The organism is Cellulomonas marina, from assembly GCF_900111925.1.
GTDB lineage: Bacteria > Actinomycetota > Actinomycetes > Actinomycetales > Cellulomonadaceae > Cellulomonas > Cellulomonas marina.
The window spans coordinates 34,362-51,301 of record NZ_FOKA01000003.1 but is presented as its reverse complement, the minus strand read 5'-3'; the positions used below and the strand labels follow the sequence as shown (position 1 = coordinate 51,301).

Genomic DNA, 16,940 nt, shown 5'->3' with positions numbered 1-16,940 from the left:
GGACTCGTCAGCCCGCGAAGAGGCGCGCGGCGTAGGCGTCCGCGTCGCCGTAGGTGCGGGCGGCGCTGCCCAGCGCCGCCTCGATCCGTGCCAGGCTGTCCTGCAGCGCCGCGTGCGCCCCGGCCCAGGTGGTGACGGCCTCGGCGCAGGCGGCGGCCGCGGCCCCGCGCCACGACCCCTCCAGCGTCGCCAGCTCCCGCCGCAGCGCCTCGGCCTGCGCGCGCAACCCCTCCGTGATCCCCGCGACCCGCGCCGCCGACGCCGCCAGCGCCTCGCTGTCCACCTCGTACCGGCTCATGCCGTGCTCCGTCCCCTCGTCCGTCGCACGGCCGGGCGGCCGCGCACCGCCGGACGCTAGGCGGGCAGGGCTGCCGTCGGTCGGGACGCCGGGGAACGGGTGTGCGCCGGGCGCCCGGCGCGGGCTGGGGACGGCTCAGGCCTGCGCGGGCTGCGCGAGGAGCGCGTCGAGCTCCTTGCGCAGGCGCTGCTCCTCGGCGGCGAGGTTCTGCCGCGCGGGCTCCTCCCACCCGGCGCCGAGCGGGCTCGCGAACAGGCGCGGCCGCTCGAGCAGCTTGTGCACGATGCGCAGGCGGGCGCGCAGGAAGTCCTCCGTGGGCACGTGGGCGTACTCCGCCCGCAGGGCCTGCACGTACGTCTTGTACCGCTGCGGCTCGGCGGCCAGCATCGCCAGGTCTGCGTCGCACAGCACCGAGCAGTCGACGTCGGCGGGGTCGGGCGCGTGCCGCCACAGCGTCGCCACGAGGTCGTGGACGCGCTGCGCCCGCTTCTCGGGCACGCCGAGCGCGAGCAGCTCCTGCTGCGCCAGCAGCGCGCTGGCGTGCTCGTCCTCGCCGCCGCGGCGCTGCGCGTCGCGCTTCCAGCCCGCGTCGAAGACGGCGCCGTGGTACCAGGCGGCCAGGCGCACGAGGTCGGGCTCGTGCGTCTCCTCCGCCAGCTCGTCGACCCGCATGAGCACGTCGGCCAGGTGGCGCAGGTTGTGGAAGGTGCGCTCCGGGTCGGACCAGCGGGCCAGGAGCTCCTCGCCCCGGCGGCGGACCTCCTCGACCGGGGCGGTGGCTCCGGCCTCCTGGGTGCTGCGGACGAAGGCGGTCAGCAGCCAGGCGGGTGCGTCGTGGACGCCCATGGTGGAGCAACCTCTGCAGGACGGCGGTCGATCTTCGGACGTGCCATCGTAGCCTCAGCCGGCCGCCTCGCCGGGGGGAGGCGTGGGCAGGACCACCCGGACGGTCGTGCCGCCGCCGGGCGTCGGCTGCAGGCCGACCGTGCCACCGTGCGCCTCGACGATCGCGGCGACGATGGCCATCCCGAGCCCCGCCCCGCCCGACGCCCGGCCGCGGGAGGCGTCGACGCGGTAGAACCGCTCGAAGACGCGGGCCGCGTGCTCGGGCGGGATGCCCGGCCCGTGGTCGCGCACCTCGAGCACCCCGGCCCCGGGGAGCGCCGGGTCGGTGCCCACGGCGAGCTCGACCGGGACGCCGGCCGGCGTGTGCTGCACGACGTTCCCGACGAGGTTGGCCAGCACCTGGCGCAGCCGCACCTCGTCGCCCAGCACCACGCAGGGGCCCGACGGGGCGCCCTCCGGCAGCGCGAGGATGCGCACCGGCCGGGCGGGGTCGAGGGCGTGCAGGTCCGCGAGCGCGTCCGCGGCCAGCACCGTGAGGTCCACGGGCGCGCGCGCCAGCTCACGCTGCTCGTCGAGCCGGGCGAGCGACAGCAGGTCCTCCACCAGCGTGCCCATCCGCGTGGCCGACCCCTCGATGCGGCGCATCGTGTCCTCGAGCTGCTCGGGCCGCGTGATGGCGCCCATCCGGTACAGCTCGCCGTAGCCGCGGATCGCGGCCAGCGGGGTGCGCAGCTCGTGGGAGGCGTCGGCGACGAACCGCCGCATCCGGGCCTCGGAGGCCGTCCGGGCGTCGAAGGCGCGCTCGATCTGGCCGAGCATGCCGTTCAGCGCGCCGCCGAGCCGCCCCACCTCGGTGCCCGGGGGCGCGGTCGGCACGCGGCGGGACAGGTCACCCGCGGCGATGGCGGCGGCGGTCGCCTCGATGTCGCGCAGGGGCCGCAGCGACCGTTGGACGGCCCAGCCCCCGACGAGCGCGCCCAGCACGACGATCGACACGCCGCTGAGCAGCACCGCCAGCAGCATCGTGTCGGCCGTCGCCTTGGCCTCCCCGAGCGGCAGGGCGACGACGACCGTGCCGACGTCCGCCCCGCCGGAGACGACGGGGTAGGCCACCGCGCGCCACGTCGACCCGGCGTGGTCCGAGCGGATGGTGAAGGGCTCGCCCGCGCGGGCGGTCGCCTGCTCGGCCGTCAGCGTCGGCAGGTCCGGCGTGCCGTACTCCTCCGCCGACGAGGAGCGGAAGTAGACCGGCAGGTACCCGGGCACCGACACCCACACGCAGTAGTCCGTCGGCAGGCCCGTGCTGCCCCCGATACCCGACGAGCTCGCCACGGCGTTGCGCCAGGCCGTCTCGGCCAGCCGGCCGCCCTCGGACTGCAGCTTGTCGTCGACCTGCCCCGCCAGCGTGCGCGCCAGCAGGAAGGAGCTCACGGCACCGGCCAACGACAGGCCGACCAGCAGCAGGACGACGACGAGCGCCACGAGCCGCACGCGCAGCGGGACCTCGTCCCAGCGCGCGCGCAGCCGGGGGAGGACCTGCGTCACGGCTGCTCGCGCAGCAGGTACCCGACCCCGCGCCGGGTGTGGATGAGCGGCGGGAGCCGGTGGCCGGCGGGGTCGGTCACCTGGTCGATCTTGCGGCGCAGGTAGGAGATGTAGGACTCGACGATGTTGGCGTCCCCGCCCCAGTCGTACTGCCAGACGTGGTCGAGGATCTGCGCCTTGGAGAGCACGCGGCCCGGGTTGAGCATGAGGTACCGCAGCAGCTTGAACTCCGTCGGCGACAGCTCGACGGGCACGCCCGCGCGGCGCACCTCGTGCGAGTCGTCGTCGAGCTCGAGGTCCGCGTAGCGCAGGACGTCCTGGCCCTCGTCGCCCCCGGGGCGCGTGCGGCGCAGGATGGCGCGGATGCGGGCCACGACCTCCTCGAGGCTGAACGGCTTGGTGACGTAGTCGTCGCCGCCCACCGTCAGGCCCTGCACCTTGTCCGCCGTGTCGTCGCGGGCCGTGAGGAACAGGACGGGGACGTGCTGGCCCTTCTCCCGCATGCGCCGGGTGACGGTGAAGCCGTCCATGTCGGGCAGCATGACGTCGAGGACGACGAGGTCCGGCTCGGTCTCGCGCGCCAGGCGCAGCGCGGCGCCGCCGTCGGCCGCCGCGTGCACCTCGAAGCCGGCGAACCGCAGCGACGTCGCCAGCAGCTCGCGGATGTTGGGCTCGTCGTCCACGACGAGGAGACGGGCCTCGGACGGGGCGGCGCTGGTGCTCATGCCCCCAGTGTGCGAGGGGTGTCTGGAAGCCGCCTGGGAGCAGCCTGCGGACGCGCCGCCCGTGCGGGCGGCGCGTCCGCGTCCCTCAGTACTGGGCGCTCAGTACTGCTCGATCTGCGCCGGCTGGGCCGACGGGCCCGCGCCGAGCTGGCCCTGCTTGAGCGCGGCGAGCCGGGCCTCGATCTCGATCTGCTCCGAGGACGTCTCGAGCTCGGCGAACTGCGCGTCCAGCGACGACGCGGCGACCTCGGACTGGCCGAGCGCGAGGGCCTCCTCGCGGCGGACCTTGTCCTCGAAGCGCGCCAGCTCGCTCGTCGGGTCCAGGACGTTGATGGAGGAGATGGCCGTCTGGACGGTCTGCTGGGCCTGGGCGGAGCGCTGCCGGGCGACGAGGGTGTCGCGACGGGTCTTGAGCTGGCCCAGCTTGTCCTTCATCGTGGCCAGGCCGGTCTTGAGCTTGTCCACCGTCTCGCGCTGCGCGGCGATGACGGGCTCGGCCTCGCGGGCCTCGCTCTCGGCGGTGATCTGCTTGCCGAGGGCCACCTTGGCGAGGTTGTCGAACTTGTCGGCGTTGCCGGCGTCGCCCTGAGCGCGGTACTGGTCGGCACGCTGTGAGGCGGCGAGGGCCTTCTGGCCCCACTCGCGCGAGGCCCGCACGTCCTCGGCGTGGTCCTGCTCCGCCAGGCGCAGGTTGCCGATCGTCTGTGCGACCGCCTTCTCGGCCTCCGCGATGGAGTTCGTGAAGTCCCGCACGAGCTGGTCGAGCATCTTCTGCGGGTCCTCGGCCTGGTCGATCAGCGCGTTGATGTTGGCGCGCCCGAGCTGGGCGATGCGCCCGAAGATGCTCTGCTTCTCGGTCATCCCTGCGTCTCCTCCTCGTGCCGTGCGCCCGCGGTCGCGGGTCGCCCGTCGTCGCCGGTCGGTGCCGGCCCGTGCCAGGTGGTGCGTGGTCGTGCCTCGTGGTGCCCGTGCCGGCCGGCGCCGCCGGGTGCTGCCTCATGCTGCGGGCCGCGGGGTCAGAAGCCTCCGCCGACGCCCCCGTCGCCGAAGCCGCCCCCGCCGTCGAATCCGCCGCCGTCGCCGCCGCCCCAGCCGCCCCCGCCTCCGAACCCGCCGCCCCCGCGCAGGATCGAGTCGAGCAGGATGCCGCCGAGGACCATGCCGCCGACGCCGCCGAAGCCCCCGCCACCGCCGTAGCCGCGCCCGCGGCCGCGGGGCCGGCCGTAGCCGCCGTAGCCGCCGCCGTACCCACCACCCATCGCCATCTCGTCCTCGCGCTCCTCCGCGCGGCGCACGTCCTCCTGGGCGAGCGTGGCCGCCTGGTGCACCCGCTCCTCCGCGGCGCGCGCGGCCGACAGGGCGGCGGCGGGGTCCGTGTCCAGGCCGTCCGCGGCGCGCCGGCGCAGGCGCTGGGCCTCCGCGAGGCGGGTGCGCGCCTCGGGCCCGACGACCCCACGGCGGGTCTGCACGTAGTCGCCGACGCCCTGCAGCGCGGCGTCGAGCCGGGTGAGCGTCTCGACGGCCTGCGCCCGGGCGCGGGCGGACGTCTCGCGCGCCTCCCGCCGGGGCGCCAGCGCCTCGTCGAGCGCGGCCTCCGCGTCGGTCAGGCCCTGGAGGGCGGCGATGGGGTCGCCCGACCCGCGCCGCGCGGCCTCCGCGACCTCCACCGCGGCGCGCGCGTCGGCGGCGCGGGCGCCGACCGCGGTGTCGCGCGGACCGGCGAGGCGCTCGGCGTCGGCCAGGTCCGCGCGGATGCTCGCGATGCCCGCCTCGAGGCGCGAGCCGGCCGCGGCGAGGTCGGCGCCCGCCCGGTCGACGGCGTCGAGCAGCGTGGTGACCTGGTCGAGGGCCTCCTCGGCGGCCTGCGCGTACGCCACCGCGGCGGCCCGGTCCTCGCGGGCGACGGCCTCCCGCCCGGAGGCGATCGTCGTCGCCGTCTCGTCGAGCAGCAGGCGCGCCTGGTCCGGGTTGTGCGCCACGGACGCCAGCGCGGTGGCGGGGTGGCGGGCGGACAGGGCCGCCAGGGTCGCGCGGGCCGGGTCGACCCGGCCGTGCAGGGCCCGCACCGTCCGCTCGTGCGCGTCCAGCGCGTCGCCGACGCGGGACTGCACGTCCCGGAGCCGGTCGAAGCCCTCCTTCTGCGCGTCGAGGTCCGCCGCGACGCCGCGGCAGGTCCGCAGGATGGCCAGCGCCCGGCTGCGGACCTCCTCGGGGGTGTCCGGGATGTCGTCGTCCAGCGTCTGCCGCAGGCGGAACGCCTCGGTCACCCGCTCCTTGGCGCGCGCCAGAGTCGTCTCGAACTCCCGCGTCGCGTCGGGGCCGAACTGCGCCTGCGCGAACCCGAGCTCCTGCTCGGAGGTCCGCAGCGCGTCGTCGATCCGGACCAGCGCCGACGACGAGCGCGCGTCGAGGTCCTCCGTCGGCAGGGCGTCCAGCCCGTCGCCGCCCGGGGCGGCCGCAGGGGCCGGCGGCGCACCCGTGCCCGCGCCGGCACCTGCGCCGGCACCCGCGCCGGCACCCGCGCCGGCCCTGCGGCGCGAGCCCAGCCGGGTCACCGCGTAGATCCCGCCGATGACGACGAGGCCGCCGACCAGCAGCCCGCCGAAGCCGAGCCCACCGCCCCCGGCGATGTCCCCCTGCGCCGCCTCGTCGAGCCGCGTGGCGGCGGTGATGACCGCGGCGTCCCAGTCCTCGACCGACAGCTGGTCCTCGACCTGGGCCTGCACGACGTCGATCTCGGCCCGCTCGATCTCGCCCGCCGGCTCCTGCGGGGCCAGCGCGTACCGCCGGGCCTCCGTCGCGACGACGAGCAGGAGGTCGTCCTCGCCCAGGGTCGACAGCGCGGCCGTCTCCTGCGCCCACGCGACGGGGTCGGCCCCGCCGAAGTCGTCGACGAACACGGCGTAGAGCTGGTACGGCGTGTCCGCCTTGAGCTGGTCCAGGGCGTCCTGCACGGCGGCGGGGTCGGCGATCACGCCCGCCTCGTCGGTGAGGTCCGCCGAGACGGCGATCGGGTCCGCGGCCGGGACCGCCGCCGTCGCGGCTGCCGCCGGTCCGAGCAGCGCGAGCGCGCTCGTCGCCAGGAGGAGGAACGGGCGGGACCTGCGACGACGGACGGGCAGCACGGGTCGATCCTTTCTCAGACCGGGCACCCGCACAACGGAAGGGGACGGCCCCCGGTTCCGCCCGCAGCGGACGCGAGCGTGACCGGGCGCCCGCGCTCGACCACCTGAAGGGGTGACGCAGGTCACACCGGAGCGCTACGGTCCGCCCAGGGTCGAGCGGGCGGGGGCGGGCGACATGGGTGTCGGCACGGGTTTCGAGGTCTCCGGGGTCGCGGGCGGGCGCACGCGGAGGGGCGGGGTGACGGACGGGCGGCGCCGCGACGGGGGACCCCGGCGACGCCCGGCGCTCGCCCGGCCTGCTCCGGTCCTCGTCGGCGGGGTCGTCGCCGCCCTCGTCGCGACGCTCGCGCTGACGACCGGCGCCCCGGGCGCGGTCGCGGCCGACCCCCCGGCCGGCCTCCGCTTCGACGCGACGACCCCGCTGCCCGGGACGGGCCGCGTCGGCGAGCCCTACCGCGTGGACCTGGACGCCGCCGGCGCCGCCGACGAGCGCTTCGCGGTGACGGCGGGCTCCCTGCCCGCGGGCCTCGTCCTCGACGCGGCGACCGGCGTGGTCTCGGGCGCGCCGAGGGCCGCGGGGGCCCGGACGGTCACGGTCACGGCCACGTCGGCGGCGGCGGCCGCCCCGGCCGACCTGCGCGTCACGCTGCGCGTGGTGGACGCGGGCCGCGCCCCGGGCGGCGTGGAGCCGGCGGCGGGCCGGATCGGCGGCGGGGCGTCCGTCCTCGTCGACGTCCCCGGCGCCCGCTTCACGCAGGTGTCCCTCGGCGTCGGCACCGGGTACGGCCTCACGGAGGACGGCACGCTGTGGTCCTGGGGGGACGGCAGCCGCGGCGAGCGGGGCGCCGGCGGCACCTGGCGGTTCGGCGACGAGTACCCCTACAACGACATCGTCTCCTCCGAGGGGGTCACGACGACGCCCGGCGTGGTGCCGCTCGCGCTGCCCCCGGGCGTCACGCCGGTCGAGGTGCAGGGCAGCACGGGAGCCGCCCGCGCCGTGGCCACGGACGGCTCCGTCTGGGTCTGGGGCTGGAACGACAGCGGTGCCCTCGTGCCCGACGGCGACCTCATCCTCTTCCGGCCCGTGCGGGTCGACCTGCCGGGCCTGGCGGCCGGCGTGCGGGCGGTGGAGGTCGACGGCGGTCGCACCTCGTCCGTCGTCCGCACGTCCGACGGCGGCCTGTGGACGTGGGGCTACGGCTACGCCGGGGAGACGGGTGTCCCCGGCGACGGCAGGCGACCCGTCCCGGCACCGCTGCCGCTGCCGGGCGGGGTGCGGGTCACGCAGGTCGCGACGACGGAGGACCGCACGGCCGTCCGTGCCGCGGACGGGTCGGTCTGGGCGTGGGGCGGCAGCACGCCGCTCCTGGCCCCGGACGGGACCGTGCTGGACCTGTCCCGCGGGCCCGTGCGCGTGCCGCTGCCCGTGGCCGCGGCCGAGGTCGACCTCCCCCTCGGGTACCGCGACGCCCCGCTGCTCGTCGTGCGCGGCACGGACGGCGCGGTGTGGTCGCTCGGCAGCGCACCGGCGGTCCGGACCGTGCCGGCCCTGCCGCCCGGGGTCGCGCTGACCGCCACCGAGGTGCTCGGCACCGGGGAGGTGCTCGCGCTCTCCTCGGACGGCGCCGTGCGTCGGTGGCGGCCGGGTGGCGACGTGGCGGCCGCGACGCCGGCCCCGGTCCCGCTGCCGGCCGGTGTGGCCGCGGGCGCCGTCGCGGCCGGGTTCGACACCGTGCTCGTCCGCACGCCGGCGGGGGAGGCGTGGGGCTGGGGCGGCAACCGGTCGGGCGCGCTCGGGGACGGGACGACGACGGACCGCGCGACGCCCGTGCGCACCCGGGTACCCGTGGTGCCGGCGGCGGTGGAGCTCGGCGGTGTGCCGGCGACCGGCGTGCGCCCGGTGGACGTCGCGCGCGCCGTCGCCGTGACGCCGGAGCACGCCGCCGGGACGGTCGACGTGGTGCTGCGGACGACCCTGGCCGGCGGCTCCCCGGGCCCGGTGACCCGGCACGCGGGCGCGTACACCTACCGCGGGACGAACCCCGTCTGGACCTCGGGGCAGCCGTCGCTGGTCACGGTCGGGACGCCCTACGCCTGGGTGCCGGCCGTGACCGCGACCGGTGCGCCCGCCTTCGCCGTCGTGGCGGGCGCGCTGCCGCCGGGCCTGGTCCTCGACGCGCGGACCGGCGCGGTCACGGGCACCGCCACCGCCGCGGGCACCAGCACCGCGACGGTGCGCGTCGTCGACGACTGGGGCTCGGCCACCACGACCTGGACGTTCACGGCCGGCGACGTCCCGCGGATCACCTCCGTGCCCGCGTCGGGCACGGTGGGCACGGCCTACCGGCACGCGCTGATGACGAGCGGCCAGGGCGCGACGACGTTCGCGCTGGTCGCCGGGGCCCTGCCGCCCGGCCTGCGGCTGGACACGGCCGCGCGGACGGTGGCGGGGACGCCGACGGGCGCCGGCACGTGGGCGTACACGCTGCGGGTCACCTCGCCGTTCGGCTCCTCGGAGGCCTCCTTCTCGGTCGTCGTCGTGGCCGCCGGGGCCGCTGCCCCGGGGGTGTCGCCCCGCAGCGGCCCGCCGACGGGCGGCACCCGGGTCACGGTCGACGTCCCGGGCGGCGCCTGGCGCACGGTCGTCGCCGGCCCGGACCACACCCTCGCGCTCGCGGGCGACGGCACCGTCTACGCCTGGGGCGACAACCAGTACTGCCAGCTCGGCGACGGCGGCGTCTGGGTGCCGGGCGACGAGCGCTTCGAGATCGGCGCGTGCTCCACGCCCTCGCGGGACGTGCCGCGTCCCGTGCGGCTGGCCCTGCCCGCCGGTGTCCGCGTGACCGCCCTCGAGGCCGGTCCCTACGGGTCGGTGGCGCTCGCGTCGGACGGGACGGTGTGGCGGTGGGGCCTGACCGGCGCGGAACCCGGCTTCGGCACGTCCGTGCTGGACGTCGACGCCGTGCCGACGGCCGTGCCGCTGCCGGGAGGCCGGCGGGCGACGGGGATCAGCGCGGGCTACACCTGGGTGGCGGTGGCCTCGGGCGACGGCAGCCTCTGGGCGTGGGGCACCCAGACGCGATCGCGGCTGGGGTCGGTCGTCGAGTCCGCCACCGTGCGGACGCCCGTCCGGCTGGCGCTCGCCCTGCCCACCGGTGTGCGCATCCGCGACGTGACGGCCGGCACGGACGCCGGCGCGGTCGTCGCCACGGACGGGTCCGTGTGGACCTGGGGCGCCGACGACGTCGGGCAGCTCGGCGACGGCGGCGACGCCGGGGACCAGCCGGTCCCCGTGCGGGTGCGGCCAGCGCTGCCGGCGGGTGTGCGGGCGCTCGCGGTGGAGGCGGGCGACGGCTACACCCTCCTCGTCGCGTCGGACGGGTCCGTGTGGGGCTGGGGGCGCGACGACGGCCGGCTCGGCCGGGACGAGGTGCTGGGGGACAGCACCGTGCCGGACCGGTCCGCCCTGGACCTGCCCGACGGCGTCGGCGTCCGGGTGATCGCGCTGACGACCCCCGTCCCCGGCGGGCGGACGTCCGTGCGGGCCCTCGGCACCGACGGGGTGCTGTGGGCCTGGGGCACGGCCCGACCCGCGCCGATCCGCGAGGTCGTGCCGCCCCGGCTGACGTGGGTCACCGTGGGCGGGCGCGGTGACGGCACGGCGGCCACGGGCGTGACGGCCGACGGGGTCCGCTGGGACTGGCCGCCGGAAGGGCCGCCGGAGGGGGCGATCGGCGGCCCCGTCGAGTTCTCCACCCCGGTCCGGGCCGCGCAGCCCGTCACGGCGACCGGCGTCGTCCTGGGGACGGCGGCGGCCACCGGGCTGACCGCGGCGGGCCCCGCACGGGTGTCCGTGCTGACGCCCGCGCTGCCGGCCGGCACGGTGGACGTCCGGGTGACCACCGACTACGCCGACGGCACCCCGGGCCCGACGAGCCGGTCGCTGCGGGCCTTCACCGTCACCGCCCCCTGACGCAGTCCTCGGCTCGCGTCCTCTGCTCGCGTCCTGCGCTCGCCCTCCGGCTCCCGCGGCGTCGGGCGTGCGGGCCCGGCGCTGAGACGTGCGCCGCGGTTTCACCCGTCCGGGTGTGCTTCTCACCCGCTCGGTCCCTCCCGCTCACCCGTGGGGGCTGCGAGCCTCTCCCCGGTGCCGCAGCGGGGGCCGCGGCCGGGCCGAGGGAGGCGCCGTGCGCGAGGACGGGACGACCACAGCGACGGGCGCGCGGGGCGCGCCGCGCACGGCACGGACCGGTGCGGCGTCGCACCGGCGACGGCGTGCCCTCGTCGGCCCGCTGACCGCGACGGCGCTCGCCGCGGGCCTCCTCGTGACGGGCGCGGGCGCCGCGGGTGCCGCCGCCCCGGCCGCTGCCACGACCGCGGCTGCCGCCACCGCGGCCTCAGCCGCCAGCACCGCCGCCGCCACCGCCGCCGCCACCGCACCCGTCACCGTCACGTCGCAGGCGCCGACGACGGGCACGGTCGGCGTGCCGTACCGCTACGTCCTGGCCGCGAGCGGCACGGGCCCCACGCGCTGGGCCGTCGTCTCGGGCTCCCTGCCGGCCGGCCTCGTGCTCGACGCGTCGGGCGTGCTGTCCGGCACCCCGACGACGGCCGGCACCGCGACGGTCGTCCTGCGGGCCACGAACGCCTCCGGCAGCGCGACCACCGGTTACTCGGTGCCGGTCCGGGCCGCCGCGGGGGCACCCGCGGCGGTGACGCCCTCGTCGGGCCCGGCGGCCGGCGGGACGACCCTGCGGGTGCCGGTGCCGGGTGCCGCGTGGACGCAGGTGCAGGTGGGCGGCGACGCCGTCCTCGGGCTGGCCGACGACGGCTCCGTGTGGACGTGGGGGGCGCGCTGGTCGGGCCTCGGCACGGGGACGAGCGCGTCGACCGTGCCCGTGCGGGTCCCCCTGCCGCTGCCCGCCGGGGTGCGGGTGACGGCCGTGGCCGCCGGCGCCAACCTCAGCCTCGCCGCCGCCTCCGACGGGTCCGTGTGGGTGTGGGGGTACGGCTCGGCCGGCGACGGCCAGGCCCCGCGCGAGCTCGCCGCGCCGACGCGGGCCGGGCTGACGCTGCCGGCCGGGGTGCGGGTCGCCGGGCTCGACGCCGGGCCGTACCACGTGGTCGTCGTCACCACGGACGGCGCGGTGTGGACCTGGGGCGAGAACGCGCTCGGCCAGCTCGGCGACGGCACGGCCACCGCGCGGACGCGTCCCGTGCGCGTCGCCCTGCCCGCGGGCGTCCGGGCGGCGGCGGTGGACGTCGGCACGAACACGACGTTCGTGCTCGGCGCGGACGGCGCCGTCGTCGGCTGGGGCGTGAACGTCGCGGGGGCCCTGGGCGACGGGACCGGCGTCGACCGCCGCTCACCGGTGCGCGTCCCGGTGCCCGTGGCGGCCGGCGCGCGCGTCGTCGCGGTCGCGGCCGGGGCGGGGTACGGCCACGCCCTGTCCTCCGACGGGTCCGCCTACGGCTGGGGCTACAACGTGGCCGGCCAGGTGGGCGACGGCTCGCGGACCGACCGGCTCGCGCCCGTGCGGGTCGCGCTGCCGTCCGGCGTGCGGCTGACCCGGCTCGGCGCCGGGTTCGACCACGCGCTGGGCGTGGACGCCGGTGGGGGCGCGTGGTGGTGGGGACGGATCGACTGCCGGTACGACGGCGCGGACTTCTGCGGCTCCGACGACGAGGGCGGCACGAGCAACCTCGTGCCCGTCCGGCAGCCCGTCGCGCTGACCCCCGGTGCGGCCGCCGTCGCGGTGGACGGCGGGCTGCACCTGTCCCTCGTCGTCGGGGCGGACGGGTCGCTGTCGGGCTGGGGCGCCAACGGTGCCGGCCAGCTCGCGGACGGCACGACGACCTGGCGCGACGAGGCCGTCGCCGCCCGCAGCCCGCTGACGGTCGTCGGGGTGAAGGTCGGGTACACCTACGGCACCGCGCTGACGCGCCTCGCGCCGGCGCTGGTCTCCGTCGTGTCCCCGCCGCGCGCCCCCGGCGTCGTCGACGTCACCGTGCGCACGGTCCAGCCGGACGGCACGCCGGGCCCGTGGACGCGCCTGTCGGGGGCCTGGACCTACACGCGCTGACCGGTCGACCCCTGCTCGAGGTCCTCCGCGTCGACGATCGTGTAGGCGTACCCCTGCTCGGCCAGGAACCGCTGCCGGTGCGCCGCGAAGTCCTGGTCCACCGTGTCGCGCGCGACGACCGTGTAGAAGTGGGCGGTCCGCCCGTCGGCCTTCGGCCGCATGATCCGACCGAGGCGCTGGGCCTCCTCCTGCCGGGACCCGAAGGACCCCGACACCTGGATCGCGACGGCCGCCTCCGGCAGGTCGATGGAGAAGTTCGCCACCTTGGAGACCACCAGCGTCGAGATCTCGCCCGTGCGGAAGGCGTCGAAGAGCCGCTGGCGCTCGCGGACGGGCGTCTCCCCGGTGATGAGGTCCGCCCCCAGGTGCTCCGCCAGCTCGTGCAGCTGGTCGAGGTACTGGCCGATGACGAGCGTCGGCTCGCCCCGGTGGCGCGCCACGAGACTCTCGACGACGCGGTTCTTGCCCGGCGCGGTCGCCGCGAGGCGGTAGCGCTCCTCCGGCTCGGCCGTCGCGTAGGTCATGCGGGCGGTGTCCGGCAGCGTGAGCCGCACCTCGACGCACTCGGCGGGCGCGACGTACCCCTGCGCCTCGATGTCCTTCCACGGCGCGTCGAACCGCTTGGGCCCGATGAGGCTGAAGACCTCGTCCTCGCGGCCGTCCTCGCGCACGAGCGTGGCCGTCAGACCGAGGCGTCGTCGGGCCTGCAGGTCCGCCGTCATGCGGAACACGGGCGCGGGCAGCAGGTGCACCTCGTCGTAGACGACGAGACCCCAGTCGCGCGCGTCCAGCAGCTCCAGGTGCGGGTACATGCCCTTCCGCTTGAGCGTGAGGACCTGGTACGTCGCGATGGTGACCGGCCGGATCTCCTTGCGGGCGCCGGAGTACTCCCCGATCTCGTCCTCGGTCAGCGAGGTCCGCCTGATCAGCTCGTCGCGCCACTGCCGGGCGCTGACGGTGTTGGTCACGAGGATGAGCGTCGTCGTCGAGGACCGCGCCATCGCCCCTGCGCCGACGATCGTCTTGCCGGCGCCGCAGGGCAGCACCACGACGCCCGACCCGCCGTGGAAGAAGCTGTCGACCGCCTGCTCCTGGTACGGCCGCATCGTCCAGCCGTCCTGCGCGAGGGAGATGGCGTGCGCCTCCCCGTCGACGTACCCGGCGAGGTCCTCCGCCGGCCAGCCGAGCTTCACGAGCACCTGCTTGAGGTGCCCGCGCTGGGAGGGGTGCACGACGACGTCCGTGGCGTCGATCCGCTCGCCCAGCAGGCCGGAGGTCCGCTTCGAGCGCAGCACCTCGGCCAGGACGGCGGGGTCCAGCGCGTGCAGCACGAGCCCGTGCACGGGGTGCGCGACGAGCTGCAGCCGGCCGTAGCGCGACATCGTCTCCGCCACGTCGACGAGCAGCGCGTGCGGCACGGGGTAGCGCGAGTACTCCAGCAGCGTGTCGACCACCTGCTCGGCGTCGTGCCCGGCGGCGCGCGCGTTCCACAGACCGAGCGGGGTCAGCCGGTACGTGTGCACGTGCTCCGGCGCGCGCTCGAGCTCGGCGAACGGCGCGATGGCGCGGCGGCACGCCGCCGCCTGCTCGTGGTCGACCTCGAGCAGGAGGGTCTTGTCGCTCTGGACGATGAGGGGGCCGTCAGGCACGCGGGGCTCCAGCGGTGGGAGGGAGTAGCGGTGGGAGGGAGTGGGGGACGGGCGGGCGGGAAGGCAGACCGGGGCGGGCGGGTCACGGGGCGTCGGGCGGGTCGACCGGGCGGACGCCGGCGATGCGGTGCACCGCGATGGTCAGCTCCGCCGCACGGGCCGGGTCGACGGCGCGCAGCCGGCCCGCGTCCACCCGCAGGGGCCGCAGCACCCGCTCCTGCAGCCGCCCGTCGGGCCCGACGAGCTCGACGCGCACGGCGGTCCGGTCGGCCGCCGCCTGCCGCAGGACCAGCAACGCCGACGCCGGGTCGGCTGTTCCCCCCGCGCCGGCGGCACCTGAGGCCCCGCCGCTGACGTCGCCTTTCCCGTCGCGCCCGGCCCGCGGCGACGTGCCCCGGACGGCCCCCGCCGCGCGCTCGACGACGCGCGCGACCGCGTCGCCCGGGCGGTCGGGGCCGCCGTCGCCCGTGGGGACCCCCGCCTGCGGGCCGGTCCCGGCCGTGGCCCCCGCGGCCTCCAGCGCACGCTCGTGCTCGTCCGCGGCGCGCAGGCGGGCGACGAGCGCCTCCACGCGCGCGGGCGGGGCGGGCGGCGGCGGCACGGATGCCCGGGGGCCGCGGCCACGGGCGCGCCGCGTCGCCGGGCCGGCGTGCACGACCTGCCCGTCGGGCCCCTCGGCGACCGGCGCCCGGCCCGCCGCCCGCAGCGCCGCCAGGAGCTCGCCGGCCGTGGCCCGGGCGCCGAGCACGGTCGGGGCCAGCCGGAACAGCCCCAGGGACGCCAGGCGCGGGTCCTCGACGAGCCCGGCCAGCACCGCGGGGTCGTCGGAGCGCAGGTAGCCGTCCGCCGTGCCGGCCCGCAGGCGCCCGTGCTGGCGGGCCACGTCGCGCACGAGGTACTCCAGCGGCTGCGGCACGCGCCCGCCGGGGACGTGCCGGGCCAGCGCGGCCAGCACGTCGTCGGCGGTGCGGCCGGCGTCGAGCCCCTCGCGCACGCTCCCGGCGGTGAACCGGACGGTGAGGGCACCGCCGCGCGACTCGACGACGGACACCGCCTCCAGCAGGTCGGCCAGCTCGTCGGCCGGCCGGCCGGGCACGACGCCGGTGAGGTCGGCCTGGAGCAGCAGCACGTCGACGGGCTCGGGCAGGGCGGCCGCCAGCGCGGCGGCGACCGGGTCCTCGTCGCCGGACGTCACGGGGCCCGTCCGGACCACCTCCGCGAGCAGCGCGCGCCCCGGCGCCCCGAGCGCGCCCGCGCCGAGGACGCCCAGCAGCGCCGCCTCGGCCAGCACCGCGCGGACGGCCGGCTCGGGCGGCACCGACCGGGGGGCGCGGTGCCGCAGCGCGGCCAGGACCCCCTCCGGCGGGGCGACGACCGCGGGCGGCAGCGCCGCGAGCGCGACGAGCACCTCCCGGCGCAGGCGGGGCGCCCACGTGCGCTGGACCGTCGGGTCGAGGGCGGCGCGCGGGCTGCCGTGCTCGTCGCGCGTGCCCACCAGCCATGGTGCCCGCACGGTCCCGACCCACGCGCGGACGAGGGCGGACCACCGCTGCGGCAGGTCGCCCGCCGCCCAGGTGTCCGAGGACGCCGTCGGCAGGAACGCGGGCAGCTCCTCGCCGTCGTCCGCGACGAGCCCCGCGGCCCCCGCGACCTCGACGAGCACGGCGACCTCGTCCTCCGCCACGTCCAGCGCCGCCGCCGTCCGCCGCAGGTCCCGCACGCCGAGCCCGCCGCCGCGCAGCACCCGGGGCGGCGTGCGCTCCCACAGCCGCAGCAGGGCCTCGACGAGGCGCACGGCCCGCTCGGCCCCGGCCGCCGACTCCGTCGCGACGCCGGCGTCGGTGAGCCCCGGGGCGGGGGCGCCGGGCGCGGGCGGCAGGGCCGGCGCGGCGTGGGTCCGCCCGCCCCGCAGTGCCAGCGCGACGCCGCGCGGCAGGACGACGTGCGACCCCGTGCCGGGGGCGAGCAGGCCCGCGCGCAGGAGGGCCGCGACGGCCGCGGCGGCCGGCGTCCGGGGCGCGGGGGCGACCCCGACCGGGGGACCCCAGACGAGCGCGTCGAGCAGCGCCGCGGCACCGGTCGGCGCCTGCCCCAGCAGGGCCGCGACGGCGCCGGCGGGGTCGTCGTCCCCCGGGGCGGTGCCGGGCGGGTCGGGGACGGTCGCGGGCGCGAGGCCGGCGGGGTACGGGCCGAGCGCGTCGGCGAGGCCGGGTGCGGCGCGCAGGACGCGGTCGACGCCCGGGGCGCCGCCCCCGGCGTCCTCACCTCCGGGCCCCTCCAGCACCAGCGCGCGCTCGAGCGCCGCCCCCACCGCGGCGTCGACCGCCGCCCGCGCGACGTCGTCGTCGGCCCCGAGGGCGTCGTGCAGCCGGGCGCGGATCGGCGGCGTGCCGGCGCCGTCGAGCACGACCACGGCCTCGAGCACCTGCAGCGTCGTGGCGTCGAGCTCGGCCAGCGCCCGGTCGGTGCTCGTCCGGCCCGTGGCGCGCACCGCGAGGCTCGCGAGGGTCACGGGGGACGGGCTGGCCAGGTCCGGCCGGGCGCGCAGGAGCGCCGCGAGCGCGTCGTCGTCCCGCGCCCGCAGGTCGTCCAGGAACGTGGCCATCCGCACCACCCTACGAGGGCCGCGCGCCGCACGCCCCGGCGGCGCTTCCTTCAAGCCTCGCCCC

At 78.4% G+C, this 16,940-nt stretch carries 10 protein-coding genes; 2 read left to right on the top strand and 8 right to left on the bottom strand.

The features are described 5' to 3' along the window. Positions 1-7: 7 nt before the first annotated feature. From BM048_RS04295 to BM048_RS04270, 6 genes are all read right to left on the bottom strand, one after another. Positions 8-298: a WXG100 family type VII secretion target gene (locus tag BM048_RS04295; protein ID WP_090031041.1), complete on the bottom strand. Its 291-nt coding sequence runs from the start codon at positions 296-298 to the stop codon at positions 8-10. 135 nt (positions 299-433) lie between these two features. After that, the gene (locus BM048_RS04290; RefSeq protein ID WP_090031040.1) at positions 434-1,144 is read right to left on the bottom strand and encodes an HD domain-containing protein; all 711 of its coding nucleotides are present in this window, start codon (positions 1,142-1,144) and stop codon (positions 434-436) included. A 54-nt stretch (positions 1,145-1,198) separates the two neighbouring features. Then, positions 1,199-2,689: a sensor histidine kinase gene (locus BM048_RS04285; RefSeq protein WP_090031039.1), complete on the bottom strand. Its 1,491-nt coding sequence runs from the start codon at positions 2,687-2,689 to the stop codon at positions 1,199-1,201. Next, the gene (locus BM048_RS04280) at positions 2,686-3,414 is read right to left on the bottom strand and encodes a response regulator transcription factor (RefSeq protein WP_090031038.1); all 729 of its coding nucleotides are present in this window, start codon (positions 3,412-3,414) and stop codon (positions 2,686-2,688) included. Before BM048_RS04280 ends, BM048_RS04285 begins: the two co-directional genes overlap by 4 nt. Positions 3,415-3,513: 99 nt before the next feature. Next, on the bottom strand, positions 3,514-4,275 hold the full coding sequence (locus BM048_RS04275) for a PspA/IM30 family protein (RefSeq protein WP_090031037.1): 762 nt from the start codon (positions 4,273-4,275) through the stop codon (positions 3,514-3,516). Positions 4,276-4,430: 155 nt separating this feature from the next. Beyond that, on the bottom strand, positions 4,431-6,539 hold the full coding sequence (locus tag BM048_RS04270; protein ID WP_175499265.1) for a TPM domain-containing protein: 2,109 nt from the start codon (positions 6,537-6,539) through the stop codon (positions 4,431-4,433). Positions 6,540-6,777: 238 nt separating this feature from the next. Between BM048_RS04270 and BM048_RS04265 the strand changes: the two genes are divergently transcribed. Together BM048_RS04265 and BM048_RS04260 are read left to right on the top strand one after the other, a co-directional pair. Then, positions 6,778-10,512: an RCC1 domain-containing protein gene (locus BM048_RS04265; RefSeq protein ID WP_175499263.1), complete on the top strand. Its 3,735-nt coding sequence runs from the start codon at positions 6,778-6,780 to the stop codon at positions 10,510-10,512. A 214-nt stretch (positions 10,513-10,726) separates the two neighbouring features. Beyond that, positions 10,727-12,622: an RCC1 domain-containing protein gene (locus BM048_RS04260; protein ID WP_090031034.1), complete on the top strand. Its 1,896-nt coding sequence runs from the start codon at positions 10,727-10,729 to the stop codon at positions 12,620-12,622. Here the strand turns inward: BM048_RS04260 and BM048_RS04255 are convergent. Continuing rightward, positions 12,610-14,271 (bottom strand): DNA repair helicase XPB, encoded by a 1,662-nt coding sequence (locus BM048_RS04255; RefSeq protein ID WP_090031033.1) that lies wholly within the window; start codon positions 14,269-14,271, stop codon positions 12,610-12,612. The two genes, BM048_RS04260 and BM048_RS04255, sit on opposite strands and share 13 nt — an antisense overlap. An 82-nt stretch (positions 14,272-14,353) precedes the next feature. Next, positions 14,354-16,876 carry a helicase-associated domain-containing protein gene (locus tag BM048_RS04250; RefSeq protein WP_090031032.1) on the bottom strand — a complete coding sequence of 841 codons (2,523 nt, stop codon included), beginning with the start codon at positions 16,874-16,876 and terminating at the stop codon, positions 14,354-14,356. Between the last annotated feature and the right edge of the window lie 64 nt (positions 16,877-16,940).